The organism is Streptomyces sp. MK37H (assembly GCF_018035285.1).
Lineage (GTDB): Bacteria > Actinomycetota > Actinomycetes > Streptomycetales > Streptomycetaceae > Streptomyces > Streptomyces endocoffeicus.
The window spans coordinates 1-1969 of the sequence record NZ_JAAAYH010000774.1; the positions used below are offsets into that span (position 1 = coordinate 1).

2 protein-coding genes are annotated in these 1969 nt (G+C 73.7%); both read left to right on the forward strand.

Annotated elements, in window-relative coordinates; translation table 11 throughout:
• Window positions 1-114: 114 nt before the first annotated feature.
• Window positions 115-1155, forward strand: a complete 1041-nt coding sequence (locus GWI24_RS43770) for a 3-oxoacyl-ACP synthase III family protein (RefSeq protein ID WP_210951575.1) — start codon at window positions 115-117, stop codon at window positions 1153-1155.
• Between the two features lie 38 nt (window positions 1156-1193).
• Window positions 1194-1969: 3-hydroxyacyl-CoA dehydrogenase family protein (locus GWI24_RS43775; protein WP_210951574.1), on the forward strand; the 776-nt coding region annotated here is incomplete at its 3' end.

Here is a 1969-nt window from a genome sequence, read left to right on the forward strand (position 1 = left end):
GAACCACCCAATGCTTCTTCTCGAGCACCGCCGCACCCCGCGAACAGCGATGACAGCGATGACAGCGATGGCACCGGCGACGGCGGCGGTGACCGCGCGGGCCGGGAGATCCAGATGACCGGGCAGCCGGTCCGGACATCCGGCGGGCGGCCCATCGGGATTCTCGGCACCGGCTCGTATCTGCCCGCCGAGACCGTATCCAATGATCTGGTGGCCGAGCGCGCGGGGGTGACCCCGGACTGGATCTCGGCGAAGACCGGGATCCGCTGCCGCCGTTACGCCGCCGACCACGAGGCCACCTCCGATCTGGCCGTGGAGGCCGCCCGCGCCGCCCTCGCGGACGCCGGGATCGGGGCCGATCAGCTCGGCTGGATCGTGGTGGCCACCTCGACCCCCGATCATCCCCAGCCCGCCACCGCCTGTCTGGTTCAGCACCGGATCGGCGCGACCGGCGCCGCTGCCTTCGACCTCAACGCGGTCTGCAGCGGCTTTGTCTTCGCCCTGGTGACGGCGGCCGGGCTGCTGTCCGCCGGATCCGGCGCCCCCGCCCCGTACGCCCTGGTGATCGGCGCCGATGTCTACTCCCGCATCATCGACCGCACCGACCGGCGCACCGCCGTGCTCTTCGGCGACGGGGCCGGGGCGGTGGTGCTCGGACCCGTGCGCCCCGGCTACGGTCTCACCGGATCGCTGCTCACCAGCGACGGCGCACTCCATGAGCTGATCGAGGTGACGGCGGGCGGCAGCCGCGCCCCGGCGTCGGAGAAGACCCTCGCCGACGGGGGCCACTTCTTCCGGATGCGGGGCCGCGCGGTCAGCGAATACGTCCTGGCCGAGCTGCCGCGCGCGATCGGGCGCCTGCTGGCCGCGCACCGCACGGACCCCGCGAGCGTGGACCACTTCATCCCCCATCAGGCCAATGGTGTGCTGCTGGCCAAGGCGCTTCCGGATCTCGGACTGCCGCGGGCGCGCACTCATCTGACGGTGGCCGAGCACGGCAACACCAGCGCCGCCTCCATCCCGCTGGCGCTCGACGACGCCCGGCGGCAGGGCGTGTTCGGCGACGGGGAGTTGCTGCTGCTGGCCGGTTTCGGCGGCGGGATGTCGCTCGGCGCCGCGCTGCTCACATGGCAGGACGGCCACCGCGGTCCGTGACCAACCCAAGGTCCCAGCCAGCGAAAGGACTCATCGGCATGGCACAGCGCTTCCCCACCGTCGCGGTGTTCGGGCTCGGCACCACCGGCCGCCACCTCGTGGACGCCCTGGTTCGCGGTGGCCGGCGGGTGATCGCCGTGGAGCGGGACGAACCGGCCCTGCGGCGCGGCCGGGCGGAGGTGGCCGCGCCGGAATCCGCAGTCGAGTTCACCACCGACCCGGCGGCCGCCGCCCGGGCCGATCTGGTGGTCGAGGCGGTCCCCGAACGGCTGGAGACCAAGCGCGGGCTGCTCGCCCGCGCCCACGCGGACTGTCCGCCGGAGACGGTGTTCGCCACCACGACCACCGGGCTCCCGGTGACCGAGATCGCCGTCGGCTCCGGGCGGACCGACCGCACGGTGGGGCTGCACCTCTTCCCGCTCGGCCCCGACCGCGAGCAGCCGGCGGTGGAGGTGGTGGGCACCCCGCTCACCGCGGACGCGGTCCTGGCCGACGTCCGGGAGCTGGTCCGCGACCTGGGCCGGATCCCGGTGCGGGTGGCCGACCGGCCGGGTTTCGTCGGGGGCGCGCTCACCATGGCGTACCTCAACAACGCGGTGGCCATGTACGAGCGGCGTTACGCCTCGCGCGACAGCATCGACACCGCCATGACCCTCGGCTGCGGACTGCCGATGGGACCGTTGGCCCAGCTGGACGCCATGGGTCTGGACACCGCGCGGGACTCCCTGGAGGCGCTGTACGAGCGCACCGGCGATCCGCGGTACGCGCCCGCGCCCACCCTGGCCCATATGGTGACCGCCGGTCTGCTCGGGGT

Excerpts from the sequence above, each read along its gene's own strand:
- GWI24_RS43770 (WP_210951575.1), top strand. The coding sequence starts at position 115 with ATGACCGGGCAGCCGGTCCGGACATCCGGCGGGCGGCCCATCGGGATT.